Origin of the sequence: Nonomuraea antri (assembly GCF_013283785.1) — a bacterium.
Classification (GTDB): domain Bacteria; phylum Actinomycetota; class Actinomycetes; order Streptosporangiales; family Streptosporangiaceae; genus Nonomuraea; species Nonomuraea antri.
This window is the reverse complement of sequence record NZ_JABCPZ010000165.1, coordinates 1-26,238: the sequence shown is the minus strand read 5'-3', so window position 1 is coordinate 26,238 and position 26,238 is coordinate 1. Positions and strand designations below refer to the sequence as shown.

General features: G+C 72.4%; 20 protein-coding genes and 1 pseudogene. 11 read left to right on the top strand and 10 right to left on the bottom strand.

Annotation, left to right across the window (positions count from 1 at the left end; translation table 11 throughout):
- Nucleotides 1–69: 69 nt before the first annotated feature.
- On the top strand, nucleotides 70–726 hold the full coding sequence (locus tag HII36_RS38290; RefSeq protein WP_173528219.1) for an HNH endonuclease family protein: 657 nt from the start codon (nucleotides 70–72) through the stop codon (nucleotides 724–726).
- A 274-nt stretch (nucleotides 727–1,000) separates the two neighbouring features.
- On the top strand, nucleotides 1,001–2,560 hold the full coding sequence (locus HII36_RS38285) for a carbohydrate binding domain-containing protein (protein WP_173528218.1): 1,560 nt from the start codon (nucleotides 1,001–1,003) through the stop codon (nucleotides 2,558–2,560).
- A gap of 109 nt (nucleotides 2,561–2,669) precedes the next feature.
- Here HII36_RS38285 and HII36_RS38280 read toward each other — a convergent pair whose 3' ends face one another.
- On the bottom strand, nucleotides 2,670–3,524 hold the full coding sequence (locus HII36_RS38280; protein ID WP_173528217.1) for a hypothetical protein: 855 nt from the start codon (nucleotides 3,522–3,524) through the stop codon (nucleotides 2,670–2,672).
- Nucleotides 3,525–3,791: 267 nt separating this feature from the next.
- Between HII36_RS38280 and HII36_RS38275 the strand changes: the two genes are divergently transcribed.
- Nucleotides 3,792–4,199 (top strand): STAS domain-containing protein, encoded by a 408-nt coding sequence (locus HII36_RS38275; RefSeq protein ID WP_173528216.1) that lies wholly within the window; start codon nucleotides 3,792–3,794, stop codon nucleotides 4,197–4,199.
- Here HII36_RS38275 and HII36_RS38270 read toward each other — a convergent pair.
- Complete coding sequence (locus tag HII36_RS38270) at nucleotides 4,156–4,761, bottom strand: TetR/AcrR family transcriptional regulator (protein WP_173528215.1); 606 nt, start codon at nucleotides 4,759–4,761, stop codon at nucleotides 4,156–4,158. The two genes, HII36_RS38275 and HII36_RS38270, sit on opposite strands and share 44 nt — an antisense overlap.
- Nucleotides 4,762–4,859: 98 nt before the next feature.
- On the opposite strand from HII36_RS38270, the gene HII36_RS38265 reads away from it, so the two are divergent.
- Both HII36_RS38265 and HII36_RS38260 read left to right on the top strand, forming a co-directional pair.
- On the top strand, nucleotides 4,860–5,462 hold the full coding sequence (locus HII36_RS38265; RefSeq protein WP_173528214.1) for an NADPH-dependent FMN reductase: 603 nt from the start codon (nucleotides 4,860–4,862) through the stop codon (nucleotides 5,460–5,462).
- Entirely contained in the window at nucleotides 5,459–7,123 is a 1,665-nt protein-coding gene (locus HII36_RS38260; protein WP_173528213.1) for an MFS transporter, read from the top strand. The genes HII36_RS38265 and HII36_RS38260 overlap by 4 nt, the downstream gene beginning before the upstream one ends.
- Here HII36_RS38260 and HII36_RS38255 read toward each other — a convergent pair.
- Nucleotides 7,032–7,403: an STAS domain-containing protein gene (locus HII36_RS38255; RefSeq protein WP_173528212.1), complete on the bottom strand. Its 372-nt coding sequence runs from the start codon at nucleotides 7,401–7,403 to the stop codon at nucleotides 7,032–7,034. The two genes, HII36_RS38260 and HII36_RS38255, sit on opposite strands and share 92 nt — an antisense overlap.
- Before the next feature lie 102 nt (nucleotides 7,404–7,505).
- Nucleotides 7,506–7,967 carry a pyridoxamine 5'-phosphate oxidase family protein gene (locus HII36_RS38250; RefSeq protein ID WP_173528211.1) on the bottom strand — a complete coding sequence of 154 codons (462 nt, stop codon included), beginning with the start codon at nucleotides 7,965–7,967 and terminating at the stop codon, nucleotides 7,506–7,508.
- Nucleotides 7,968–8,163: 196 nt separating this feature from the next.
- Between HII36_RS38250 and HII36_RS38245 the strand changes: the two genes are divergently transcribed.
- Nucleotides 8,164–11,643 carry an alpha-amylase family glycosyl hydrolase gene (locus HII36_RS38245; RefSeq protein ID WP_328808082.1) on the top strand — a complete coding sequence of 1,160 codons (3,480 nt, stop codon included), beginning with the start codon at nucleotides 8,164–8,166 and terminating at the stop codon, nucleotides 11,641–11,643.
- A gap of 114 nt (nucleotides 11,644–11,757) precedes the next feature.
- Here the strand turns inward: HII36_RS38245 and HII36_RS38240 are convergent, their stop codons facing one another.
- The 4 genes and pseudogenes from HII36_RS38240 to HII36_RS38225 form a co-directional block, all read right to left on the bottom strand.
- Nucleotides 11,758–12,948 carry a type I phosphomannose isomerase catalytic subunit gene (locus HII36_RS38240; protein ID WP_236004318.1) on the bottom strand — a complete coding sequence of 397 codons (1,191 nt, stop codon included), beginning with the start codon at nucleotides 12,946–12,948 and terminating at the stop codon, nucleotides 11,758–11,760.
- Nucleotides 12,949–13,052: 104 nt separating this feature from the next.
- On the bottom strand, nucleotides 13,053–13,520 hold the full coding sequence (locus HII36_RS38235; RefSeq protein ID WP_217370487.1) for a GNAT family N-acetyltransferase: 468 nt from the start codon (nucleotides 13,518–13,520) through the stop codon (nucleotides 13,053–13,055).
- A 136-nt stretch (nucleotides 13,521–13,656) separates the two neighbouring features.
- Complete coding sequence (locus HII36_RS38230; protein WP_173528209.1) at nucleotides 13,657–14,403, bottom strand: class I SAM-dependent methyltransferase; 747 nt, start codon at nucleotides 14,401–14,403, stop codon at nucleotides 13,657–13,659.
- Nucleotides 14,404–14,426: 23 nt separating this feature from the next.
- A pseudogene (locus HII36_RS38225) lies at nucleotides 14,427–15,390 on the bottom strand (NAD(P)/FAD-dependent oxidoreductase).
- Nucleotides 15,391–15,469: 79 nt separating this feature from the next.
- Here HII36_RS38225 and HII36_RS38220 point away from each other — a divergent pair.
- Nucleotides 15,470–16,066, top strand: coding sequence for a helix-turn-helix domain-containing protein (locus HII36_RS38220; protein WP_173528208.1), 597 nt, complete (start codon nucleotides 15,470–15,472; stop codon nucleotides 16,064–16,066).
- Nucleotides 16,067–16,168: 102 nt separating this feature from the next.
- Here HII36_RS38220 and argG read toward each other — a convergent pair whose 3' ends face one another.
- Entirely contained in the window at nucleotides 16,169–17,617 is a 1,449-nt protein-coding gene (gene argG / locus HII36_RS38215; RefSeq protein WP_173528207.1) for an argininosuccinate synthase, read from the bottom strand.
- A 185-nt stretch (nucleotides 17,618–17,802) separates the two neighbouring features.
- Here argG and HII36_RS38210 point away from each other — a divergent pair, with 185 nt between their 5' ends.
- The 4 genes from HII36_RS38210 (at nucleotide 17,803) to HII36_RS38195 (ending at nucleotide 25,403) form a co-directional block, all read left to right on the top strand.
- Nucleotides 17,803–19,344, top strand: coding sequence for an alpha/beta hydrolase (locus tag HII36_RS38210; RefSeq protein ID WP_217370486.1), 1,542 nt, complete (start codon nucleotides 17,803–17,805; stop codon nucleotides 19,342–19,344).
- 75 nt (nucleotides 19,345–19,419) lie between these two features.
- Nucleotides 19,420–19,941, top strand: a complete 522-nt coding sequence (locus tag HII36_RS38205; protein ID WP_173528206.1) for a snapalysin family zinc-dependent metalloprotease — start codon at nucleotides 19,420–19,422, stop codon at nucleotides 19,939–19,941.
- 242 nt (nucleotides 19,942–20,183) lie between these two features.
- Complete coding sequence (locus HII36_RS38200) at nucleotides 20,184–21,350, top strand: acyl-CoA dehydrogenase family protein (protein ID WP_173528205.1); 1,167 nt, start codon at nucleotides 20,184–20,186, stop codon at nucleotides 21,348–21,350.
- A 162-nt stretch (nucleotides 21,351–21,512) separates the two neighbouring features.
- Nucleotides 21,513–25,403, top strand: a complete 3,891-nt coding sequence (locus tag HII36_RS38195; RefSeq protein ID WP_173528204.1) for a GH92 family glycosyl hydrolase — start codon at nucleotides 21,513–21,515, stop codon at nucleotides 25,401–25,403.
- Between the two features lie 39 nt (nucleotides 25,404–25,442).
- Here the strand turns inward: HII36_RS38195 and HII36_RS38190 are convergent.
- Nucleotides 25,443–26,238, bottom strand: a 796-nt coding sequence (locus HII36_RS38190) for an SAM-dependent methyltransferase (protein ID WP_236004316.1), incomplete at its 5' end; no start/stop codon positions are given.

The following is a 26,238-nucleotide window of genomic DNA, read 5'->3' as shown; positions in this document are numbered from 1 at the left end:
GGGTGGTCTCACCGTTTGAGAGTTGAATATCGCCGCCGGTCCCGGGGAGGGACTGGTATGCGTGGAATCATGATCTTCCTGCGACGCGCGGTCCGCGTATCCGTTCTCTCCCTCATGGTCGTCCCGCTCACCGCCGTCATCCCCACCCCACCCGCCGCCGCCGACACCCGCGAGCGGTCCAAGGCCGTGAGCGCCGCGCTGGCCCGGCGCATGCTGGCGCAGCTCAAGGTGGCCAGGCCGCTGTCGATCCGCGGCTACAGCCACCGGCGGTTCCAGCCCCGCTGGGCGCACCACAAGGGCACCTGCGACGCGCGTGAGATGGTGCTGGCGCGCGACGGGCGGCGGGTGCGCAGGAACGCCGCCTGCCACCCGGTCAAGGGTGTCTGGTACAGCCCCTACGACGGCAAGTGGCTCAAGAGCGAGAAGCTGGTCGACGTCGATCACGTGGTGCCGCTGGCGTACGCGTGGCGGTCCGGGGCCCGGCGGTGGAGTCAGGCGCGGCGGCGGGCGTTCGCCAACGACCTCAGGCGGCCGGAGCTGATCGTGGTGAGCCACTCGGTGAACATGGCCAAGGGCGGGCAGGGGCCGCAGAGCTGGCGTCCGCCGCGGCGCGCCTATTGGTGCAGGTACGCGACCTCGTGGATCACGGTGAAGCACCACTACCGGCTGTTCGTCACTCGCAAGGAGCGGACGGCGCTGCTCAACATGCTGCGCACCTGCCGCTGACACCGCTCGCCACCGGCACTGCCGGCCGAAGCTGACGCCGCCTGCCAACGGCCTGCCGCTGACACCGCCAGCGAGAGGCGCCGGTGGCAAGCGGTCGTACCACATCACTTATATCCGTATATGAGTGGTATGGAACGTCCATGGACTTGGGCGGGAACATCTCTCGATAATTCGGTGGGCTTGCTGGTCGCGAGCCCCTCTGGCTTCGCAACCCTCAGCCGCCGTCACGACCCGGCGCCTTCGCGCGCCCGGGCCACAGAAGGGTTGTCCTCGCATGAAACGAACCCCCCGCCTGCTGGTGCTGGCAGCATCACTGCTGCTGGCCATAGCAGGTGTCCTCGTCACCCAGACGTCGGCTCGCGCCGCCAACCTGCTCGCGAACGCGGACTTCGAAACCGGTTCACTCTCCCCCTGGACCTGCACCGGCGGTCTGGGGTCGGTGGTCGGCTCCCCCGTGCACTCGGGGTCGAAGGCGCTCGCCGGCGCGGTGAGCAACTCCGACATCGCCCGCTGCAGCCAGACCGTGTCCGTCAGGCCCAATTCGAACTACACGCTGTCCGCGTGGGTCCGCGGCGGTTACGTCTATCTCGGCGTCAACGGCGGGGCGTCCCGCTGGACGTCGTCCGCCACGGCGTACACGCAGGTCAGCGTCAGCTTCACCACCACGGCCGCGCAGAACACCGCGGTCGTCTACCTGCACGGCTGGTACGGCCAGGGCACCTACCACGCCGACGACGTCAACCTCGACGGTCCTGGCGGCCCGAGCCCGTCGCCCACGATCACGGTCAGCCCGACCGCGACGGCCAGCCCCACCGTGTCGCCCACCGTCACCGTGTCGCCCACGGTGAGCGCGACGCCGACCGTGACGCCGACCGACACCACCTGCCCGGTGAAGTCGCGGCCGGCCGGCAAGGTCCTGCACGGCTACTGGGAGAACTGGGACGGCGCCATCAACGGCGTGCACCCGCCGTTCGGCTGGACGCCCATCACCGACCCGCGCATCCGCCAGCACGGCTACAACGTGATCAACGCCGCCTTCCCCGTCATCCGCTCCGACGGGACGGTCCTGTGGGAGGACGGCATGGACGCCACGGTCAAGGTCGCCACCCCGGCCGAGATGTGCCAGGCCAAGGCGGCAGGGCTGACGATCCTGATGTCGATCGGCGGCGCCACGGCCGGGATCGACCTCAGCTCCAGCGCCGTGGCCGACCGGTTCGTCGCCACCGTGGTGCCGATCCTCAAGCGCTACAACTTCGACGGGATCGACATCGACATCGAGACCGGCCTGACCAGCAGCGGCAACATCAACACGCTGTCCACCTCCCAGGCGAACCTCATCCGCATCATCGACGGCGTGCTCGCCCAGATGCCGTCGAACTTCGGCCTGACCATGGCGCCGGAGACCGCGTACGTGACGGGCGGCAGCGTGGTGTACGGCTCGATCTGGGGCGCCTACCTGCCCATCATCAAGAAGTACGCCGACAACGGCCGCCTGTGGTGGCTGAACATGCAGTACTACAACGGCAGCATGTACGGCTGCTCGGGCGACTCGTACTCGGCGGGCACCGTCCAGGGCTTCACCGCCCAGACCACCTGCCTGAACAACGGCCTGGTCATCCAGGGCACCACGATCAAGGTGCCGTACGACAAGCAGGTGCCCGGACTGCCTGCCCAGCCGGGGGCCGGCGGCGGATACATGTCGCCGTCGCTGGTGAGCCAGAGCTGGAACGCGTTCAACGGCAATCTCAAGGGATTGATGACCTGGTCCATCAACTGGGACGGGTCCAAGAACTGGACGTTCGGCGACAACGTCAAGGCCCTGCAGGGCCGCTGACCGGATCCGCCATTCCGTCCGGCCGCGGGGATTTCCTTTTCCTGACCCCGAGAGGAGATCTCCGCGGCGCATTCTGAGAAAGCGGCGCATTCTGAGAAAGGCGTCGAGTTCATTCGTCCGCGCCCGGGTCCGCCTCGGAAGGGGCGGGCGCGGGCGTGCCCCATTCCTCCTCCGGCCCGGCCTCCGTCTGCGCCGCTGAAGGGAGGCCGGACGGCGGGGCCGGGGCGGACCCGGACGGCCGGGGTTCCGGTGAAACGGTGCCCGGGCTCTCGTCCGTCGTGGCGCCTGTGCTCGTCGGCCCGGGTGTCGGGGACGGCGCGCCGGTCGCGCTGGTGACCGGGGCGGGCGTGAACGCCGGCGGGACGGCCGGTGTCGGGCCCGGCGTGACCTGCCTGGCCGGCGGCACCTCATCCCGCTCGGCCCGCCGGGGCCGGCCGCCGGACTTGCGCTCCTGCTCGTCCTTGGCCGGGGTCCTGCCCCTGACCTGGTCGGCCACGGTCCGGCCGGCGATCTGCTGGTAGATCAGGACGCTGCCCATGCTGATCGCGAACACCAGCCCGGCCGCCACGCACACCCTGGCCCACGGCAGCGCGCGAGCCGCCGCACGCAACCGCGCACCCCGCCCCTCCGACGCGTTCGGTCCCTCCGGCGCGTCCAGTTCCTCAGGCTCGACCCGCGCTTCAGGCTCGGGCCGGTCCTCAGGCACGGGCCGGTCCCGGACGACGGTGAGCGGCTGGGTCCTCTTGACGACCATCGGGTGCCGTTTGACCCTGGCCCCGGTACGCCGCAGGTAGTGGCTGTACAGATCGGTGCCGATCGTGGTGGCGATGCTCGTCAACGCGGCGCCGATCACGGTGCCCGCCACCCCGAGGTACGACGCCGCCACCGCCCCCGTCAACGCGGCCAGCGCGCCGCCGACGATCTGCGGGACGCTCAGCCGCACTTTTCGCTGCTTGCCACTCATCGCCCGGATCAGATCTCCTCGCTCATCGTCGGGCAAAGGCACACAGGTTCCCCCGGAACCCGGCAGGCCGTCCCGGCGGCGCGCGCGGACGTACCGAAGTCATGACCGAACAATCACCGGAACCATTCACACGACGGAAAACGGCCCCAAAAAATTCGTTCCGCGAATTGCGGTGCGATGGCGGGAAACGTCCATTGCCGCGGCCCGGAGGGAACGTTTTTCCCGGCCATTCCCCGGGGAAGGTCGATCTCGGAGGGAGTGGTGGCGGTGAAAGTAAACACCTTTCGCCTGCTGGCGAATCTCGAAGGCGAGACGTTCGTGCTGCATCCCGTCGGAGAGCTCGATCTGAGCAGCCATTGGCGGATCAGCCACTGGCTGGCCGGCTACCTGCGCGACGGCCCCGCCCCGGCCACCCTGGTGGACCTGGCCGACGTCGCCTTCATCGACTCGGTCGGCCTGGGCTCGCTGCTCCACGTGACCAGCCGGCTGCGGGCCGGCGGGCACGCGGTGGTGTTCGCCGCACCTCGCAGCCAACCAGCCAAGCTGCTGTTGCGTACCGGACTGACGCGGCACCTGGGCGTCTACGGCACGGCCGCCGAAGCGTTGCGCGCGGTGGGCCCGGCGCGGCCGGCTAGGGAAGATGGCCGTGCAGAAAGGCACGCACCCCGGAGCTGACGATCTCGGCGACCTCCTTCTCGGTGGGCACGATCCCCCGGTACGACGGGTCGTCGGTGGAGATCAGCAACAGGAGATGGATCGCGGCCCGATCGGGGTCGGCGGCCCGGAGCAGGCCGCGCTCGATCCACTGCCGCAGGTATCCGGCCAGTTCCCGGCGCACCCGCAACGGGCCGGTCTCCTGCCAGGCGTCGATGGCCGGCTGCGGGATGTGGCCGGCCTCGGCGTTGATCTGCCGTACCAGGGCGAAGTGCTCGGCCTGCGTCCCGCTCGACGGCGCGGCGAGCTCGCGCCCGAACTCGACGAGGTCCGCCTCCAGGTCGGTCACCTTGCGCAGGTGCCGGTCCATGACGGCGATCTGCGCGTCGGCCGCCTGGGCGGCGCTCTCCCTGATGACGGTCTGGAACAGCTCGGTCTTGTCGGCGAAGTGGTTGTAGATCGTGCGCGTGGACACGCCGGCCGTGCTCGCGATCGCGTCGATGCTCGCGCGGGTGTAACCGTCGCGCGCGAACACCGTCAGCGCCCCGGCGAGGATCGCCCTCCGCTTGTCTTCCCTGGTCATGTCCGGCCTTCCCGCCAAATTACAGTCATCGTTTTACTTATTGCCATGCACGTTGTACTTTACCTCACGTCGTACCAGACAGACCTGAGGAGACCATCATGATCAGGATCGCCGTCGTCGTCGGCAGCACCCGTCCGCGCCGCAGGACCGCGGTCGCCGCCCGCTGGGTCGCCGAGGTCGCCGCCAGGCACCCGGCCGCCGTCTCGGGCGAGGCCGCCTTCGAGGTCGTCGACCTCGCCGAGTACGGCCTGTCCATCCTGGACGAGCCGACCCCCGCCCTGTTCGGCCGGTACCACCACCCCCACACCAACCGGTGGGCCGAGACGATCGCCGCCTTCGACGGGTTCGTGTTCGTCACGCCGGAGTACAACCACTCCGCCCCCGCCGCCCTGAAGAACGCGATCGACTTCCTGTACGCCGAGTGGAACAACAAGGCGGCCGGGTTCGTCAGCCACGGCGCGCACGGCGGCGTGCGCTCGGTGGAGCACCTGCGCCAGGTCATGACCGAGCTCCAGGTGGCCAACGTGCGCACGCAGGTGGCGCTGTCGGCGTTCACCGACTTCGAGCTCACCGACCCCACCGAGCCCGGCGTCATCACGCCGGGCCCGCACCAGGAGCCGACGCTGATGGAGCTGCTGGACGAGCTCGTCGCCTGGTCGGGAGCGCTGAAGGAACTGCGCGCGCAGGTGGCGGCGGCATGAGCGAGCCGGGCACGAGCGGGCCCAGCACGAGCGAGCCCGGCATGAGCCAGCCCGGCATGAGCGGACCCGACCGGCGGCGGCGGGCGGTGACACTGGCCGCCGTGTTGCTGGGCTTCCTGTCGCTGCCGATGCTGATGTCCGGAACCACGGTGGCGCTGCCGCTGATCGGCGCGGACCTGCGGGCCTCGGGCGCCGCCCTGCAGTGGGTGGTGGTCGGCTACTTCCTGGCCGCCGCGGCCGTCATGCTGGTGGCCGGTTCGCTCGGCGACGTGCTGGGCCGCAGGCGCGTCTTCGCCGCCGGCGCCGTCGTCTACTCCACCGGCGCGCTGGTCAGCGCGCTGGCGGGCGACATCCTGACCCTGGACGTGGCCAGGACCGTGACGGGCGCCGGCGCGGCCGGGGTGATGGCCGGCGGCGGCGCCGTACTCGGCGCCACCTTCACCGGACCGGCCCGCACCCGCGCCTACGCGGCCATGGGCACCACCGCGGGCGTCGGCCTGGCGGCGGGCCCGACGCTGTCCGGCTGGCTGGTGGGCGGGTTCGGCTGGCGTGCCACGTTCGCGCTGTTCGCCGCCGTCGGCGTGGTCCTGCTGGCCGGCGCGGCGGCCATGGCGGATTCGCGGGCGAGCACGCGTCCCAGGATCGACGTGGCCGGGGCGCTGTCGCTCATCGCCGCGCTGTCGCTCACCATGTTCGGCGTCAACCAGGCCGCGGAGGGCGGCTGGGCGCGGCCGGGCGTCCTGCTGCCGCTGCTCGCGGGCGCGGTCATGTTCGCGGTGTTCGCCGTGGTCGAGCGCCGCCGGACGCATCCGGTGCTGGACCTGGGCCTGTTGCGCGAGCGCCGGTTCATGGCCTGGACGCTCACCGGCCTGTTCCTGGCGGCGGGAGCCGCCGGGGTGACCGCCTACCTGCCCACCTACCTCCAGGGCGCGGCGGGGCTGCCGGTCCAGGGCGCGGGGCTGACCATGTTGCTGCTCACCGCGCCCGTCCTGCTCCTGCCCCAGGCGGGCGGCCTGCTGATCAACCGCGGGGTGCCGCCGCGCGCCCTGGCCGCCGCCGCGCTGCTGCTGGTGGCCGCGGGCAACGCCTGGCTCACCGTGCTGCACCCGGGCATCGGCGCCGCCGGCCTGGCCGGACCGCTGCTGACGATCGGGACCGGCCTCGGCCTGATGATCGGCACGACGGACGGCCAGGCGGTGAACGCGATCGACCAGGACCGCATCGGCATGGCCACCGGGCTGCTCAACACGGTGCGCGCGGGCGGCGGCACGCTGGCCACCACGCTGTTCGGCACCGCGCTGGCGACCGTGCTGTCCGGCCGGCTCGGCGACCCGGCCCGCGCCGCCCGCATCACGGCGGGCGACCTGTCCGGGCCTGACCGCGCCGCGGCGGCCGCACTGTTCACCGGCGCGTGGCAGGTCACGTTGTGGAGCGTGGCCGGGCTCACCGCCGTCGCCGCGCTCGCCGTGTGGACGCTGCTCGCGCCCGCCCGCGCCGGACGCCGTCACCGTCCGGGAGCGGGTTCCCCGCCACGCGGCGCCGCACTCACTCCAGAGCCAGGCGCCGCACTCACTCCAGAGCCAGGCGCGGACCAGGCCCGGTCGCCAGGCGAGCGGCCTGGACGGTGTCGTACAGCGGCAGGCGGCCGGCCAGGCCGGTGATCTCCAGCATGCGGGCCGGCGACGGTGAAGGCGCGGCGAAGGCCGCCACCGTTCCGGCCTCGCTCAGCCGCACGTGGATGGAGACCAGCAGCGACAGGCCGCTGGAGTCCAGTGCGCTGATCTGCGACAGGTCCACCAGCGTGACCGGCGCCGGCTGCCGCACGTACTCGTTCAGCCAGGTGCCGAGCAGCGCGGCGGTGCTCCAGCTCAGATCGCCGACCGGGCGCAGGACGACGATGTCGCCCTCGCGCGTGGCGGTCAGCTCCAAGGCATCGTGCATGGCCCGTCCCTTCTGCGATGCCCAGAATGCCGACCCCCACTGCCCCGCGCTCACCTCCGCAAACCGCCCGCGGCCCGCCCGCGGCCCGCTGCCGCCGGCCGGTCAGGGCACGCGCCAGCGGCCCTCGCTCATGAGCTCGCGCCCCTTGAGCTCGTTGACCTCGCGCCAGGCCTGGACGCGCCGCGGCGTGATGGGGAAGTACAGGTAGTCGCCGTTCTCCTCGCGCGGGTCGAACCCGGTCCGCTTGGCGAAGGCGTCGCCGAGTTCGGCGGGGATCTCGGTGTCGGGCAGCGACTCGGCCGTGCCCTCGATGAGGATCACGTCCCGCGTCTCGCCGAGTCCGAGCCTGACCTTGCCCGAGGCCAGCAGGTTACGCGCGGTCACGCTGGTGGCCACGGTGGAGATCAGCACCGTCGCGCCGTCCCAGTGGAAGGAGAGCGGCACCATGTAGGGGTCGCCGCCGTCCGGGCCGGCCGTGGACACCCAGGCGTCGACGTCGTGCTCCAGCCGGTACAGGGTGTCGAGCTTGCGCTGCTCCGGGGTGCGGGCGGGGGGCAGGGTCATCGCGGCTCCTTATCGACTTTCAAATCTCGGCAAATCGTACAGATCCCAGGTACAAGCCGAGGTCACAGCGGTTCTGCCTGCAAGGGCTTGCAAGGATCACCCGATATTCTTGAAAACTTGCTGAAACTCTTGCTGAGCCGGGGCTTCCGCGCTTATGTTCCGGGGCGACACTCCTCTCTCATCCTCGGAGGCCCACGTGGACCGGCCGCACCTCCAGCAGCCGGACGGGCAGGCCCGCCCCGGCTTACCCGGCCCGCTCACCAGGATCGCCGCCATCGCGCTGCTGCTCGCCGCGGCCCTCACCGGCGTCGCCACGCCCTCGCACGCCACTCCCCCGAATGCCACGCTCTCGCACGCCACGCCCTCGCACGCCGCTGCCGGGCAGGTCCATGAGCCGTCGGAGCGTGAGCTGGCCCGCGACGCCTCGCGCGCGGACCTGTCCCGCGAACGCTTCTACTTCGCGATGACCGACAGGTTCGCCAACGGCGACCCGGCCAACGACCGCGGCGGCCTGCCTGGCGACCGGACGACCACCGGCTTCGACCCCACCCACAAGGGCTTCTACCAGGGCGGCGACCTCAAGGGCCTGATGGACCGGCTCGACTACGTCCAAGGGCTCGGCACCACCGCCCTGTGGATCACCCCGGTCTTCGCCAACCGCCCGGTCCAGGGCTCCTCGGCCGGGTACCACGGCTACTGGATCACCGACTTCACCCGTATCGACCCGCACCTGGGCACGAACGCGCAGATGAAGGAGCTGGTCAGGCAGGCGCACCGGCGCGGCATGAAGGTGTTCTTCGACATCATCACCAACCACACCGCGGACGTCATCACCTACCGGGAACAGGAGCAGGCGTACCGGTCCAAGGCCGCCTACCCGTACCTGGACGCCGAAGGCAGGCCCTTCGACGACCGCGCGGGCGACTTCCCGCAGGTGAACCTCGACTCGTTCCCGTACACGCCGGTGGCCCGGCCCGGCGTGAAGACCCCGGCCTGGCTGAACGACCCGACGATGTACCACAACCGCGGCGACAGCACGTTCGCCGGCGAGAACGCCGAGTACGGCGACTTCTTCGGCCTGGACGACCTGTGGACGGAACGCCCAGAAGTGGTCGACGGCATGATCGACATCTACAAGACGTGGGTGCGCGACGCCGGCGTCGACGGCTTCCGCATCGACACGGCCAAGCACGTCGACATGGGCTTCTGGGAGAAGTTCTCCCCGGCGTTGCGCGGCTACGCCGCCGGGCTCGGGAACAGGCGGTTCTTCATGTTCGGCGAGGTGTTCACCGGCGACCCGGCCGTCACCAGCCGCTACTCCACCCGCGGCGGCATGAACGCCACGCTGGACTTCCCGTTCCAGGAGGCCGCCCGCGCCTTCACCGGCGGCACGGCCGGGGCCGACCGGCTGGCCAGGCTGTACGCGTCCGACGACTACCACACCGACGCCGACTCCAACGCGGCGAGCCTGCCCACCTTCCTCGGCAACCACGACATGGGCCGCATCGGCCGCTTCCTCGTCCAGGACAATCCGGGCGCGGACGACGCCGAGCTGCTGCGCAGGGACCTGCTGGCGCACGAGCTGATGTATCTGACGCGCGGCCAGCCGGTGATCTACTACGGCGACGAGCAGGGCTTCACCGGCAAGGGCGGCGACCAGGACGCCCGCCAGTCCATGTTCGCCTCCCGGACCCCCGACTACCTGGCCGACGACCTGATCGGCACGTCCGCCACGCACGCGCGGGACAACTTCACGCCGTCGCATCCGCTCTACCGGGGCATCGCCGCGCTGGCGCGGCTGCGCGAGCGGCACCCGGCGCTGGCCGACGGCGCGCAGATCGAGCGCCTGGCCGCCGGCGGCGTGTACGCCTTCTCCAGGATCGACGCCCGCGCCCAGGTCGAGTACGTGGTCGCGGTGAACAACGCCGAGCAGCCGGCGAGCGTGCGGATCCCCACGTACACGCCGGGCATGAGGTTCGGCCTGGTCCACGGCGAGGGGCCGCGGCACGTCACCGCGGACGCCGGCGCCGGGCTCGCGCTGACCGTGCCCGCGCTGTCGGCTGTGGTCTACCGGGCGGGCGACGACCTGCCCAGGCCGGCCGCCCGGCTGTCGATCTCCCTGCGGCTGCCCGGCGCCGAGCTGCGCGGCCCGGCGGGTGACGGCCGCGTCGAGATCGGGGCGACCGTGCCGGGCACCGGGTTCGCCCAGGTCACCTTCGCCGCCCGGGTGGGCGCGGGCGCGTGGCGGGTGCTCGGCACCGACGACGCGCCGAACGGCCGCACGTTCCGCGTCTTCCACGACCTGACCGGCGTGCCCGCGGGGACGCCGATCGCCTACAAGGCCGTCGTCAAGGACGCGGCCGGCCGCACCGCCGCCGCGCGCGCCACGGCCAAGGCCGGGCCGGAACCGCGACAGCCCGGGCCAGGCACGGTCGAGCGTGACTGGCTGGTCGTGCACTACGACCGGGCCGACGCCACGGAACTAAGCGTCTCCGGCGACGTGGAACAGCCCGGAACCGCCGCGCTGACCGGCCAGGACACCTTCGGCAGGTTCGCCTGGATCCGGCTGAAGCCGAACGCCGCCCAGGTCACGCTCGCCGCGGACGGCGGCAGCTGGAGCGTCCAGCCGGCCAGGAACGGCGAGATCTGGCTGGTGGCGGGCAAGACGCCGGCCTACACCTCGCGCGCCGCCGCCCAGGGGTACGCGACCGTGCACTATCGCCGTCAGGACCAGTCCTACGACGGGTGGGGGCTGCACCTGTGGGGCGACGGGCTGGCCGACGGCGTGCCGACCGACTGGGACGATCCGCGCCGGCCCGACGGGATCGACTCCTTCGGCGCGTACTGGAAGGTCCCGCTGAAGAGCGACGCCGCGCCGGTCGATTTCATCGTCCACCGGGGCGATGAGAAGGATCCCGGCCCGGACCAGTCGTTCGTCCCGGCCGCCCAGTCTGACGCCTACGTCGGCTCCGGGCAGGCCGCGGTGCATCCGACGCTCGCCGCCGCCAGGAACGTCGCGGTGATCCACTACCGCCGTCCGGCCGGCGACCACGACGGGTGGGGCCTGCACGCGTGGGGCGACGTGCGGCAGCCCACGGAGTGGGCGAACCCGCTGCGGCCGGCCGGTCAGGACGCGTTCGGCGTCTTCTACGAGGTGCCGCTCACCGAGGGCGCCAGGAGCATGAGCTACATCCTGCACCGGGGCGACGAGAAGGACCTGCCCGCCGACCAATCACTCGACCTGACCACGACGGGCCACGAGATCTGGCGGCTGGCCGCCACCGAGGGGCACGTGCTGCCGCAGCCGCCCGCCCGGGTGGCCGACATCGACCTGGGCAAGGCCGAGGCGCACTGGATCGACGCGGACACCGTGGTCTGGGACGTCACCCCGTCGCCGGCCCGCCACTACACGCTGGCGTTCGCGCCGGACGGTGGCATCGGGCACGAGCGGGGCGAGCTGACCGGTGACTACCGGATCATCCGGCTGGCGCCCGGCACGCTCACCCCGGAGCAGCGGGCCGCCTGGCCGGATCTGGGCGCGTTCGCCGCGTTGAAGGTGGACCCGCGCGACGTCGATCTCGTGGCCGAGGCCAGGACCGGGACCGGGCAGGTGGTGGCCGTGGAGCGGGACGCCGACGGCGCGCTGCTGACCGCGAGAGGAGTGCGCATCCCGTGACGCCGACCCGATCGGGCGAGTGCGCCCGTTGACGCCCGCCCGATCGGACGAGAGCGCATCCCCTGACGCCCGCCCGATCGGACGCGCGAAACGGGCGGGTCCTGTGGCGGTCGGTCAGGTGGGCGCGCCGAGGGTGGCGATGGTGTCGGGGGTGTGGCCGGCGGCGGTGAGCGGGCGGCGGATGTCGTGGTCCAGGTCGGGCAGGTAGCCGAGCAGCACGTCCGCGGGCCCGGCCACCTCGGCCCGGCCCAGCGCCGCGGGCAGCAGCAGTGTGCGGGCCCGGTCCAGGGTGCCCGACCAGCCGTCGGCGCTGACGTGCGCGGGCGGCCCGGCGTTGCTGAGGATCATCGCGGTCTCCACGGGGAACGTGATCCGCGCCCCCGGCTCCGCCCGCCAGCGCTCCAGCGCGAAGTACGGCCCGGCGCAGCAGATCAGCCGCGACACGCCGTCGTCCGCGGGGAGGGACAGGCCGGGCTGGAAGTCGGGGCGCGAGTCCGGGTCCCACTCGGCGACCAGCAGGTCCAGGTCGTGCCGCCAGTCGGCGTCCGGCAGTTCTGCGCCGTCCTCCATGCGCCAGCGCATCGCGCTGCGCTGCAGGTCGGAGGTCTGCTCGATCTCGTAGACCAGCGTGCCGGGGCCGAAGCTGTGCGGTGTCCCGGCGGGCACGTAGATCGTCTGCCCGGCCTGGACCGGCAGGCGGCGCAGCACGGCGTCGAAGTCGCCGCGTTCCAGCGCCTCGCGCAGCAGGCCGGCGTCCACGCCCGGTTTGGTCCCGGCGAGCGCGTCGGCGCCCGGCTCGGCGGCCAGGATGTGCCAGGCCTCCGTCTTGCCGTTGGGCTGTCCTTCCCGGCGGCGCGCGGCGGCGTCGTCGGGGTGCAGGTGGACCGGCAGCGGGCCGGTGGCGTCGATGAACTTGGTGAGCAACGGGAAACGGCCGCCGCGCCAGCCGCGGCCCATCAGCTCGTCCGGGTGCTCGGTGACCAGGCCGCGCAGCGACCGGCCGGCCAGCGGCCCGTTCTCGACCTCGGCGCCGCGGCCGTCGACGTCGCTGACCTCCCACGTCTCGGCGACCCGGCCGGCGGGCAGCCCGGTGCGGCCGAGCCGGTCGGCCAGGGCCCGGCCGCCGAACGTGTGCGACATGATCGGTGTGGTCAGCCGCAGCGGGTACCAGTGCGTCACGTGATCGGCCGCCTCCGCGTTCGTCCCGACGTCAACGGAACTACCCGCGGCCGCGCCGCGGCCCACCCACTTGACCAGGACTTTGCCGGCCCAGCCCCGGCCCCACGAGCCGGCCCCGCGCCACATTCACAGCCAGCCCGGCGCCACCCCACGAGCCGGCCCCGCGAGCCGGGCCCACCCCACACTCACGAGCCGGCCCCGCGCCGCGCCGCGAGGACGCCGGCCCCGCGCTACGCCACCAGGACGTCGCCCGCCACGGCGGCCACCGCGTCCGGGTCCCAGGTGTACTCGAGCACCGGCAGCTCGAACCCGGCGGCGAACCTCTCGACGAACTCCTTGGTGACGCGGCCGCCGTTGCGCTCGTAGAACGCCACGGCCGCCGCGTTGTCGCGCAGCACCTCCAGGTAGACGGGCGTGCCCGGGTGGTCGGCGGCGGCCCAGGCGAAGGCCCGGCGCAGCAGCTCACGTCCGATGCCCGACCGTTTGCGCGCGGGCAGCACGTGCAGGTTCTCCACCAGCATCCGGCCGTCGGGCTGCCTGATCAGGTAGGCGAACCCGTGCAGCGTCCCGTCCTCCTCGGCGACCACGAGGTGGGTGGCGTTCTCGAACGGGTTCTCCGGCGGGTCCGCCTCCAGCCGGGCCGACCACAGGGCCGCCCGTTCCTCCCGCAGTGACCCGTTGAGGTACGACGCGGGCATGATCCCCACATAGGCGGTCTGCCAGCTTTCGGCATGCAATGTGGCGATAACGGGAGCATCGTCCCTGGTGCCCGTTCTGAAACGCATGGGACTAGAGGATGCCACAGCCGCCGGGCTTCCCGATCATCGCCTCCGGTCAGGAGTGCCGGCGGGCCCGCAGGACCGCGTCGCCCAGGATGATCTCCTTGCCGCCGGGCCTGGCAACGGACCTGGTGGTGTTCTCGGCGGAGATCTCCCAGCCGGCCGGGTCGAGCACGGCCGCGAGCTCATCGGCGGTGACGTGCGCGTGCGCCGCCGCCTGCGGCGAGAGCCCGGGCTGCTGGTGCGCGGGATGGTGGCCGACGATGAGCAGCGTGCCGCCGGGCGCGACCGCCGCGGCCAGGCGGGCGAACAGCTCCTCGCGCGACCCGGCCACGTGCACGTAGTGGCTGGTGACGAGGTCGAAGCCGGACTCGGCCGGTGCCCAGCCGGTCAGGTCGGCCTGGACCCAGTCGATGCGGCCCACGACGTCCGCGCCGAGCGTCTCGGCGTGTGCCCGCCCACGGCGCAGCGCGCCCTCGGCCAGGTCCACGGCGGTCACCCGCCAGCCGCGCGCGGCCAGCCAGACCGCGTCGGCGCCCTCGCCGCAGCCCGCGTCCAGCGCCGCGCCGGGCGCGAGGCCGCCGGCCGCCGCCTCCAGGTACGGGCTCGGCAGCCCGCCCTGAACCGCCGTATGGCCATGACCGTGATCCTGGCCGTGACCGTGACCGTGCCCCTGATCGTGACCGTGCCCCTGACCGTGGCCGTGCCCCTGACCGTGATCGTGACCGTGATCGTGGCCGTGTCCCTGGTCGTGGCCCTGGTAGCGCTCTTCCCAGTACGCCTTGTCGAACTCGCCGGTCATGCCGTTTCCCCCTGATGGTGTATTCATGCCGCCGAGCGCTCGTCCCGGTAGGCGGCCACGGCCCGGGCGGTCTCCTCGGCGACCAGGTCGCCGTTGATCTGCGCGGCCGCGAACGCGCCCGCCGCGGCGGCCCCGCCGACCTGCGCGCTCGGGTCGGTGACGTTGCCCGCGGCCCACACGCCCGGCACGCCGGTGCGTCCGGCGGCGTCGGCCGGCAGGTGGTCGCCGGCGCCCGAGGGATGCGCGGCCGGGCTCAGCCCGAGTCCGGTCAGGAAACCGGCCCGCGCCGTCATCCGGGGCGCGACCGCCACCACCGCGCGGGCGACCACGGCGCCGTCACCCAGCCGCACGCCGGTGATCCGGTCGCCGGTGATCTCCAGGCCGGCCACCTCGCCGGTCACCACGCGGATGCCGCGCGCGGCCAGCTGCTCGGCCTGCTCATCGGACGGCGGCAGCGTGTGGGCGAAGTACGTGACGTCGTCGCTCCACTGCCGCAGCAGCAGCGCCTGGTGCACCGACATCGGGCCACTGGCCAGCACGCCGATGGCCTGGTCGCGGGCCTCCCAGCCGTGGCAGTACGGGCAGTGCATCACGTCCCTGCCCCACCGTTCGCGCAGTCCTGGCAGGTCGGGCAGCTCGTCCACCAGGCCGGTGGTCACCAGCAGCCGGCGGGCCCGCACGGACCGGCCGTCGTCCAGTGTCACGGTGAACAGGTCGCCCGCGCGGTCCGCCGCCGCGACCCGGCCGGACACCACGTGCCCGCCGTAACCGCGCACCTCGGCGCGGCCGCGTTCGAGCAGTTCGGCCGGCGGCATGCCCTCCCTGGCCAGCAGGCCGTGCACGCCGTCCGCCGGGGCGTTGCGCGGCTCGCCCGCGTCGATCACCGCCACCGAGCGCCGCGCCCTGGCCAGCATCAGCGCCGTTCAGCCCGGCCGCGCCGCCGCCGATCACCACCACGTCATAGCTTTCTTCCAGCCGATCGGTCATCTCGACCACCTCCACGGACACTATGCGAGCGCACTCGCCAGATCCGCAAAGTTCTTTGCCGGAATGGCAAACTGTTCCCATGGACGACGATCTCGACCAGGCGCTGACCGCGGTCGGCCCACGCCTGCGGGCGCTGCGCAGGGAACGCGAGACCACGCTGACCGACCTGTCGGCGGCGACCGGGATCTCGGTCAGCACCCTGTCACGGCTGGAGTCCGGCGCCCGCCGGCCGACGCTCGAACTGCTGCTCCCCCTGGCCAAGGCGCACGGCGTCACGCTCGACGAGCTGGTCGACGCCCCGCAGACCGGTGACCCGCGCATCCATCTGCGTCCGATCACCCGGCACGGGATGACCATGGTGCCACTGACCCGCAGGCCCGGGGGGATTCAGGCGTACAAGCTGGTGATCCCGGCGGGCGGCCCGCGCGGGGAGCCCGATCCGCAGACCCACGAGGGCTACGAGTGGCTGTACGTGCTCAACGGCCGGCTGCGGTTCGTGCTCGGCGATCAGGATCTGGTGCTCGCGCCCGGCGAGGCGGCCGAGTTCGACACGCGGGTGCCGCACTGGTTCGGGGCGGCCGGCGACGAACCGGTCGAGTTCCTCAGCCTGTTCGGCCGCCAGGGCGAGCGCGCTCACCTGCGCGCCCGCCCCCGAAGCGGACGGTCCGCGGACTGAGCCACGGAAGACTCGGGCTGAGCCACGGAAGACGCGGGCTGAGCCACGGAAGGCGCGGGCTGAGCCACAGAAGACGCGCGGACCGAGCCGCGGGCTGAGCCGTCAGTCGGTGCCGAACTCCATCGCGGCCCGGTCGAGCAGCCCGTCGTCCTCGGCGGCCTCGCCGCGCGAGGCGATGGCCTGTGCGCCGCCCTGCGGCATCGCGCCGATGAGCCCGGTCGAGGCCGCCTGCGCGGCGCCGATGAGCGCCGGGTGGCCGGTGCCGACCATGCCGAGCCCGGCGTACTGCTCCAGCTTGGCGCGCGAGTCGGCGATGTCCAGGTTGCGCATGGTGAGCTGGCCGATGCGGTCCACCGGGCCGAACGCCGAGTCCTCGGTACGCTCCATCGACAGCTTGTCCGGGTGGTAGCTGAGCGCCGGGCCGGACGTGTCGAGGATCGAGTAGTCCTCGCCGCGCCGCAGCCGCAGCGTCACCTCGCCGGTGATCGCCGTGCCGACCCAGCGCTGCAGCGACTCGCGCAGCATCAGCGCCTGCGGGTCGAGCCAGCGGCCCTCGTACATGAGCCGGCCGAGCCGACGGCCCTCGTTGTGGTAGGTGGCCAGCGTGTCCTCGTTGTGGATCGCGTTGACCAGCCGCTCGTAGGCGGCGTGCAGCAGCGCCATGCCGGGCGCCTCGTAGATGCCGCGGCTCTTGGCCTCGATGATGCGGTTCTCGATCTGGTCCGACATGCCCATGCCGTGCCTGCCGCCGATGGCGTTGGCCTCCAGCACCAGGTCGACCGGGGTGGCGAAGTCCTTGCCGTTGATGGTCACCGGGCGGCCCTGCTCGAAGCCGATGGTGACGTCCTCGGCCGGGATCTCGATCGTCGGGTCCCAGAACCGCACGCCCATGATCGGGTCGACGGTCTCGACGCCGGTGTCGAGGTGCTCCAAGGTCTTGGCCTCGTGGGTGGCGCCCCAGATGTTGGCGTCGGTCGAGTACGCCTTCTCGGTGCTGTCGCGGTACGGCAGCCCGTGCGCGAGCAGCCACTCCGACATCTCCTTGCGCCCGCCGAGCTCGGCGACGAAGTCGGCGTCGAGCCACGGCTTGTAGATGCGCAGGTGCGGGTTGGCCAGCAGGCCGTAGCGGTAGAACCGCTCGATGTCGTTGCCCTTGAAGGTGGAGCCGTCGCCCCAGATCTGCACGTCGTCCTCGAGCATCGCGCGCACCAGCAGGGTTCCGGTGACGGCGCGGCCGAGCGGCGTGGTGTTGAAGTACGCCCGCCCGCCGGAGCGGATGTGGAACGCCCCGCAGGTGAGCGCGGCCAGGCCCTCCTCGACCAGCGCGGCGCGGCAGTCGACCAGCCGCGCGACCTCGGCGCCGTAGGCCAGCGCGCGGCCGGGCACCGAGCCGATGTCGGGCTCGTCGTACTGGCCGAGGTCGGCGGTGTAGGTGCACGGGACGGCACCTCTGTCGCGCATCCAGGCGACGGCGACCGAGGTGTCGAGGCCGCCTGAGAAAGCGATACCGACACGCTCGCCGATGGGCAGGGAGGTGAGAACCTTGGACATAAGAGAGAGTATGCATTGGAACGCATGCTCATGCAAGATCGGGGTCTCGAAATACGGACAACGTGTTGCGGAACACCCATCGCACGAGCTGGAGATGCAGGCCGATACGGCGTCACGGAGAGGGATGTACCCACGGCCACGGGCACGGCATGATCATCACACCCCCCGACTGATTGGACGCCACGGTGCGAACCATTCTGATCATGCTGGCCGTCGTCCTGGCCATGCTCGCTCCCCTGCCACCCGCCGGAGCCGCCGCGGCGGCGTCCGGTCTCGCCTGGTCCCCCTGTCAGGAGGATCCGGCGGCCGAGTGCGCCACGCTGACCCTGCCCGTCGACTGGGACGTCCAGGGCGGCGGCACGTTCGAGATGGCGGTGGCCAGGCGGCCCGCCACCGACCCGGCCGCGCGGATCGGCGCGCTGGTGATCAACCCCGGCGGCCCGGGCAACTCCGGGGTCGACGCCGTCCTGCGCAACGATCTCGGGCTCAGCCCGTCCCTGCTCGCCCGCTTCGACCTCGTCGGCTTCGACCCGCGCGGCGTCGGCCGCAGCCACCCGGTGCTCTGCTCGGCCGAGCTGGCGGCGCGGGCCCCCGACCCGATCATGCGCACGCAGGCCGACTTCGACCGGCGGCTGGCCTACAACGCCCGCTACCGCCAGGACTGCCGCGCCCGCACCGGCCCGCTGTACGACCACGTGGACAGCCTGTCCGTGGCACGCGACCTCGACGCCCTGCGCGCGGCGCTCGGCGAGCGGCGGCTCACCTACTACGGCATCTCCTACGGCACGCTCATCGGCCAGCTCTACGCCGAACGTTTCCCCGGCCGGGTGCGCGCCCTGGCCCTGGACAGCAACATGGACCACAGCCTGGGCACCACCGCGATGCTCGGCACCGACACCTGGACCACCCAGGACTCCTTCGCGGAGTTCGCCGCCTGGTGCGCGGCGGCCGGGGAGTGCGCCCTGCACGGCCGCGACGTCCGCGCGCTGCTGAAGGACCTGCTGGCCAGGGCCGAGCGCGGCGAGCTGGCCCTGCCGGGCACCCCCGAGGTGCGGCTCACCCCGATCCTGCTCCTCTACCAGGTCTTCGCCACCTTCTACGGGCCCGAGTGGGCCTATCTCGCCGAGTTCCTGGCCGCGCTCGACAGCGGCACGGGCGACGTGCCGGCCCGGCTGGTCCCGCCGCGCGCGGGGCAGGAGGAGGTGTTCAACGACGCCACGCAGGTGATCTGCCAGGACTACCTGCTGCCGATCAGGGACCAGCGCGCGTTCGACCGGCACCTGCGCAGGCTGGCGGTCATCGCGCCGGACATGCGGATGAGCCCGCTCTCGGTCGCGCTCACCGTCTCCTGCCTGGGCCAGCCCGAGCCGGTGCCCGACCCGCAGCACCGGCTGCGCGTCTCGGGCACGCCGCCGCTGCTGCTGGTGAACGGACTGCACGACCCGTCGACCGGTTACCCGTGGGCGCTGGGCACCGCGCGGCAGATCGGCAGGGAGGCCAGGCTGCTGACGTACGAGGGCTGGGGGCACGGCGTCTACGGCCGGGGCCCGTGCGCGACGGAGGCGGTGGACCGGTACCTGACCGACCTGGTCCTGCCGGCGCGAGGCGCCCGGTGCCCGGCCGTGCCGCCTGTCCAGAGCCTGAGCGCGAAGTCCGCCCGTACCGGGCCGGTGCCCGGGCTGGCCGGCTGGACCTGGACCGGGCGTCCGTCCATATCACCGCGATAGGGGGAATCTGACAGGTCTTCCTGGCAGATAGTCACGCGTACCGTTGACGACACCCCCCATTGTCGAGGAGCCCTCATGTCAAGAGCCCTCCGCCTGGCGATCTCTCTCGCCCTCACCTTCACCTTCCTCCTGATCAGCTCGCCGGCCCAGGCCGTCTCCATGGTCCGGGTGCTCAGGTACGACGCCAGCAGGGCGGCCGAGTTCCGCGGCGCGGTGGACCAGGCCGCGCAGATCTGGAACTCCAGCGTCGTCAACGTCCGGCTCGTCCCCGGCACTCCGGCCCACTTCGTGGTCTACGCCGACAACGGCTGGCCGCGGGCGCTGCCCACCGGTCTCGGCCGCGGAACGGTCTGGATCGGCCGTCAGGCCACCGCGCAGGGACACAACGCGTTACGCATCTCCACCCACGAGATCGGCCACATCCTGGGCCTGCCCGACCGGCGCACCGGCCGGTGCAGTGACCTGATGTCCGGCGCGAGCGCGGGCGTGAGCTGCACCAACCCGTACCCGAACGCGGCCGAGCGGGCCGAGGTCGACCGCAACTTCGCCGGCGGCGCGCCGGCGGTGAAGTTCGGCGAGCTGCTCGTCGACCGCTGACCCCCGGCCCCGGCCGGACCCCACGGCCCGAGATCCGGTTCTCCGCCCCTTGCCCGGGCGCGACCGGACCTCGGGCCGTTTCGCGTGCGGGCACGGAGGGGCGCGGACGGGCGCCTGGCGGTTCGGGCGTCGGCGGGGATAATGCGTCCAGTGTCCACTTCGCCGTGAACGACGGGGACGTGGGCCGGTGACCGCCCACTCGGAAGCAGAGCGCCGACGATCACGAACAGGAGCACCTGGACATGAGCGACACGCCCCGACTGCACACCGCCGGCCCCGGCCACCTGGAGCGGGCACGAGCCCTGCGCCCGCTGATCGAAGACGAGGCGGAGCGGGCCGAGTCCCTGGGCAGGCTCACCGATCCCGTCGTGGACGCCCTGCACGAGGCCGGGCTCTTCGGCGTCTGGGTGCCCGAGCCGCTGGGCGGCTCCGAGCTGTCGCCGAGTGAGCTGCTCGACGTGTTCGCCGAGCTCTCCTACGCCGACCCCTCGACGGGCTGGGTGGTCATGGCCAGCGGGCTGGAGAACGGCACGGCCGGGGCGTACCTGGGCGACGAGGCCGTCGAGCGCATCTTCAAGGGCCCGCGCATGCCGGTCTTCGCCGGTCAGGGCACCCGCCCCGGCGTGGCGGTGCCGGTGGAGGGCGGGTTCCGCCTCACCGGGCAGTGGAGTTTCGCCTCGGCGATGCCGCACGCCCAGTACGTGCACAGCCTGGGCGCCGTCGAGGGCACCGAGGAGGCGCGGATCTTCATCACCCCGATCGAGGACGCCAAGCAGCTCGGCAACTGGGACGTGCTGGGCCTGCGCGCCACCGGCAGCATCGACTACGCCATCGACGACGTCTTCGTGCCCGAGTCGCAGTCGCACGTCTTCGAGCAGGACGAGCCGTTGCGCGGCGGCGCGCTCTACCGGCTCGGCGTGCTCGACCAGGCGCTGATCGCCCACTCCGGCTGGGCGCTCGGGATCGGCCGGCGGCTGCTGGACGAGCTGGGCCGCTACGCCGCCGCGCGCGGCGGCCGCCCTGGCCAGATCGCCGACAGCTCCGCCTTCCACGCCGACTTCGCCAGGTCGGAGGCCGCGTTCCGGGCCGCGTCGGCGCTGGTGCGCCAGACCTGGGACGACGCCGAACGCACCCTGGACGCCGGCGGCCGGCTCGACGTCCGGCAGGAGACGATGGTGCGGCTCGCGCTCAACCACGTCACCTCGACGATCGCCGCGGTGGCCAGGTTCGTCTACGCGTCGGGCGGCACCTCGGCGCTGCGTGACGGGCTGATCCAGCGGTTGTTCAGGGACGCGCACGCGGGTTCCGCGCACATCACGTCGGGCCCGCAGGTGCTTCAGGAGTGCGGCCGCGAACTGGCCGGGCTGGCTCCCGGCCACACCTGGTCCACCTTCGCCCTCACCCCCTGACGCGCCCGATCCCCCACCCCCTGGGCTCGCGACCTCCGCGGGCTGGGGGCTGGGGGCTGGGCGGCGCTTGACAGTGTGCCCGCGTTTTGACAACTTCCTTGCCAGGCCCTCGGCTGACAACGTTGTCATCCCCTTCCTTTCATCACCGGAGTCGTACTGATCATGAGCATGCCCGCGGACTTCGCCTCCTCCTTCGAGCCCGGCGACCCGCAGCCGGCCTGGATCGACACCGTCGAGACCGACGGCGAGGGCGTCAGACGGGCCGCGAACGTCAGCGGGCACCTGCCCGGCGGCATCGAAGGCGGCATCCGCGACCAGATCGACCGCATCACCGCCGGCGGCGAGCACGCCGCCGCCGGCGAGGTGAAGGAGAACCTGGCCGACGGTGACGTCAGCACCAAGTGGCTGGTGTTCAGCGCCACCGGCTGGGCGCAGTACGAGCTGACCGGCCCGGTCGCGGTCGTGCACTACGCGCTGACCTCGGCCGGCGACGCGCCCGAGCGCGACCCGCGCGACTGGCGGCTGGAGGGCTCCCCGGACGGGCGGACCTGGACCACGCTGGACACCAGGACCGGTGAGACGTTCGGCGCCCGGCTGCAGCGCAAGGAGTACCGCTTCACCAACCCGACCGCCTACACCCATTACCGGCTGAACGTCACCCGCGTCGGCGGCGGCTCGATCCTGCAGCTCGCCGGGTGGGAGCTGGCGGACGGCGGCACCGGCCCCCATCCGACCACCGACATGCGCAGCCGGGTCGGCCCGGGACCGAACGGCGGCCACGTCTCCAAGCCGCGCGCCGGGTTCTCCGGGCTGCGGGCCTTCCAGTACGCCGGCAGCACCACCTCGGCGCGGGGCGGGCACTCCATGAACAAGGTGTTCGAGGTGGACATCCCGGTCACCGACTCGACCGAGCTGTCCTACCTGGTGTTCCCCGAGTTCACCGCTGCCGACCCGCGTTACCCCAGCACGTACGTGTCGGTCGACCTGGCCTTCGCCGACGGGACGTATCTGAGCGAGCTCGAGGCCGTCGACCAGCACGGGGTCAGGCTGACGCCGCGCGCGCAGGGCGAGTCCAAGACCCTGTACGCCGACCAGTGGAACTTCAAGCTCGCCAGGATCGGCGAGGTGGCCGGGGGCAAGCGGATCAGCCGCGTCCTGGTCTCCTTCGACAGTCCGGCCGGGATGGCCGGGTTCCGCGGCTGGGTGGACGACATCAAGATCGCCACCGCGCGGCGGCGGCCGGACGAGGGCGGCGCCGGACCCTCGCAGTACGTGGTGACCACCCGCGGCACGCATTCCACCGGCGGGTTCTCGCGCGGCAACACCTTCCCCGCCACCGCCGTGCCGCACGGCTTCAACTTCTGGACGCCGATGACCGACGCCGGCTCCATCAGCTGGCTGTACGAGTACCACCGGGGCAACAACGCCGCCAACCTGCCCGAGATCCAGGCGTTCACCGCCGGCCACGCGCCGAGCCCGTGGATGGGCGACCGGCAGACGTTCCAGTTCATGCCCTCGGCGGCCGAGGGGGTGCCCGACCCGTCGCGTACCGCCCGCGCGCTGGCCTTCAGGCACGAGCGCGAGATGGCCGCACCGCACCTGTACGCGGTCACGTTCGAGAACGGGCTCACGACCGAGATCGCGCCCGCGGACCACGCGGCGCTGGCCAGGTTCACCTTCCCCGGCTCCGCGGCCAAGCTGATCTTCGACAACGTGAGCGACGACGGCGGGCTGACGATCGACGGCGACGTGGTCACCGGCTACTCCGACGTGCGCAGCGGCCTGTCCACCGGCGCCACCCGGATGTTCTACTACGCCGTCTTCGACCGGCCGGTCACCGGCGGCGGGAGGCTGACCGGGCAGGGCCGCGACAACGTGCTCGGCTTCCTGGCCTTCGACGCGGGCGAGTCGCGCACGGTGACGATGCGGATCGCGTCCTCGCTGATCAGCGTGGCGCAGGCGAAGCGGAACCTGGAGCTGGAGATCTCCGCCGCCGACACGCTGGAGACGGTCGGCGAGCGGGCGCGCCGGGCCTGGGACGCCAAGCTGGGCGTCATCGAGGTCGAGGGCGCGAGCCGCGACCAGCTCGTCACGCTGTACTCCAACCTGTACCGGCTGTTCCTGTACCCGAACTCCGGTCACGAGAACACCGGCACCGCCGACGCGCCGGTCTGGCGGCACGCGGTGCAGTCCGCCACGTCCACCCCGCCCAGCACGCCCACGCACACCGGGGCGCCGGTGGCCGACGGCAAGGTGTACGTCAACAACGGCTTCTGGGACACCTACCGCACGGCCTGGCCGGCGTACGCGCTGCTCACCCCGAAAGCGGCCGGCGAGATGGCGGACGGGTTCGTCCGCCAGTACCGGGACGGCGGCTGGATCGCCCGCTGGTCCTCGCCCGGCTACGCCGACTTGATGGTCGGCACCAGCTCCGACGTGGCCTTCGCCGACGCCTACCGCAAGGGCGTGACCGGCTTCGACGCCGAGACGGCCTACGAGGCCGCGCTCAAGAACGCCACGGTCGCCCCGCCCACCAGGCACGTGGGCCGCAAGGGCCTGTCCACCTCGCTGTTCCTCGGCTACACCAGCGTCGAGTCGACCGGCGAGGCGATGTCGTGGGCGCTGGACGGCTGCATCAACGACTTCGGCATCGCGAACCTGGCCGAAGCCCTGGCCGAGCGCGCCACCGGGGCCGAGCGCGCCCGCTACCTGGAGGAACACGAGTACTTCAGGAACCGGGCGCTCAACTACGTGCACCTGTTCGACCCGGCCGTACGCTTCTTCCAGGGCAGGAGGGCCGACGGCGGCTTCCGGCTCGAACCGGGCGCCTACGACCCGCGTACCTGGGGCCACGACTACACCGAGACCAACGGCTGGAACATGGCCTTCCACGTCCCGCAGGACGGCCGCGGCCTGGCCAACCTGTACGGCGGCGCGGACCGGCTGGCCGCCAAGCTCGACGCGTTCTTCGACACGCGGGAGACCGGGACGTTCCCCGGCTCGTACGGCGGCGTCATCCACGAGATGCGCGAGGCCAGGGACATCCGGATGGGCCAGTACGGGCACAGCAACCAGCCCTCGCACCACATCGCCTACATGTACGACTACGCCGGGCAGCCGTGGAAGACCCAGGCCAGGGTGCGCGAGGCGCTGTCGCGGCTGTACCTGGGCAGCGAGATCGGCCAGGGGTACCCGGGCGACGAGGACAACGGGGAGATGTCGGCCTGGCAGATCTTCGGCGCGCTCGGCTTCTACCCGCTGCAGGTGGGCAGCCCGTACTACGTGATCGGCTCGCCGCTGTTCAAGAAGGCGACCGTGCGCCTGGAGAACGGGAGGAAGCTGGTGATCGAGGCGCACGGCAACGACGAACGCAACGTGTACGTGCAGTCGTTGCGGGTGAACGGCCGGGCCTACGACAAGACGTACCTGCCGCACGACCTGCTCGCCCGGGGCGCCGAACTGGTCTTCGAGATGGGTCCGCGGCCCTCGCGCTGGGGCACCGGCGAGGACGCCGCCCCGCCGTCGATCACCCGCGACGACCGGGTGCCCGCGCCGCTGCGCGACCTCACCGGACCCGGCCGCGGCACCGCGTCGGGCGCCGGCGGCGCGGACGTGCGCGCCCTGTTCGACGACGACTCTTCCACCCGGGCGACGCTGCCCGAATGGGTCGGTTACACCTTCGACGGGGCGCGTGAGGCACGCTTCTACACGCTCACCTCGGGCGCCGGCGGGCCGGCCGAGGACCCGGCCGGCTGGGTCGTGGAGGGCTCGGCCGACGGCGTCGCCTGGACGGTGCTGGACGAGCGGTCCGGCGAGCGCTTCGCCTGGCGGCTGCAGACGCGGCCGTTCAAGATCGCCAGGCCGAGGGCGTACGCGCACTACCGGATCAGGTTCACCGGCGGGAGCGCTCCTGCCTCCTTGGCGGAGATCGAGCTGCTGGCGTACCAGCGGCCCGCCACCTCGCCGCTGCCGCTGGAGAGCGCCGACGTCCGCGACCTGTCCAACCGGCGGCGGCGCACGCTCTCCCCGGACGAGCCGCGCGACTCCTCCTGACCCGCTCACTTCTTCTGCCCGCTCACTTCTTCTGCGCGTTCACTTCTTCTGGGCGCTGACCAGGGCGAACGACAGGTGTTCGCCCTGGTCAGCCGTCAGCATGGCGATGGCGCCCGCCGCACCCTCCGCGCCCGGGCCGCCGTGTTCCAGGCAGGCGCGGGACCACAGCAGCCAGTCGTGCCAGCCGTCCACCTGCAGCCGGGCCGAGGTGACGGTGACCAGCTCGGTGATCTCCCACTGCCAGCGCCACCAGTCGGCGGTGTGCCAGGCGATGGCCTCCCAGCCGACCAGCGCCTTGATGTGCGGCGGGATCGCGCCGAGCTCGCGGATCTCCCGTGTCATGCCCGGGGTGGCGATGCCGAGCTGCCCGCCGGGCTTGAGGAAGCGCGTGATGTAGGCCAGGTAGCCGTCGGCGGTGCCGAAGTACTCGTAGGCGTCGATGCTGACGATCGCGTCGAAGAACTCCGGCTCGAACGGGAGTGCGTGCGCCTCCGCCCCGACCGCCCGCACCCGGTCGGCGACGCCGGCCGCGGCGAAGACCGCCTGGGCCTTCTCCGGCGCGACCCACAGGTCGGCGGCGACGACGTCCACGCCGAACTCGCGGGCCAGGAACACCGACGTGGCGCCCATGCCCGAACCGAGGTCGAGCACCCGCATCCCCGGCTCCAGCCGCAGGTCGGCCGACAGGTCCTCGAGCAGCCACAGCGGGTTGGGTCCCATGTCCAGGCCGACCAGCCAGGCGGGGTCGTAGCGGGAGGAACGCGGGTAGACGTCGGGGCGGATGAGATCGCGTAGAGCTGTCACAGCGCGCCATCCCACCACACCGCCCCCGAAC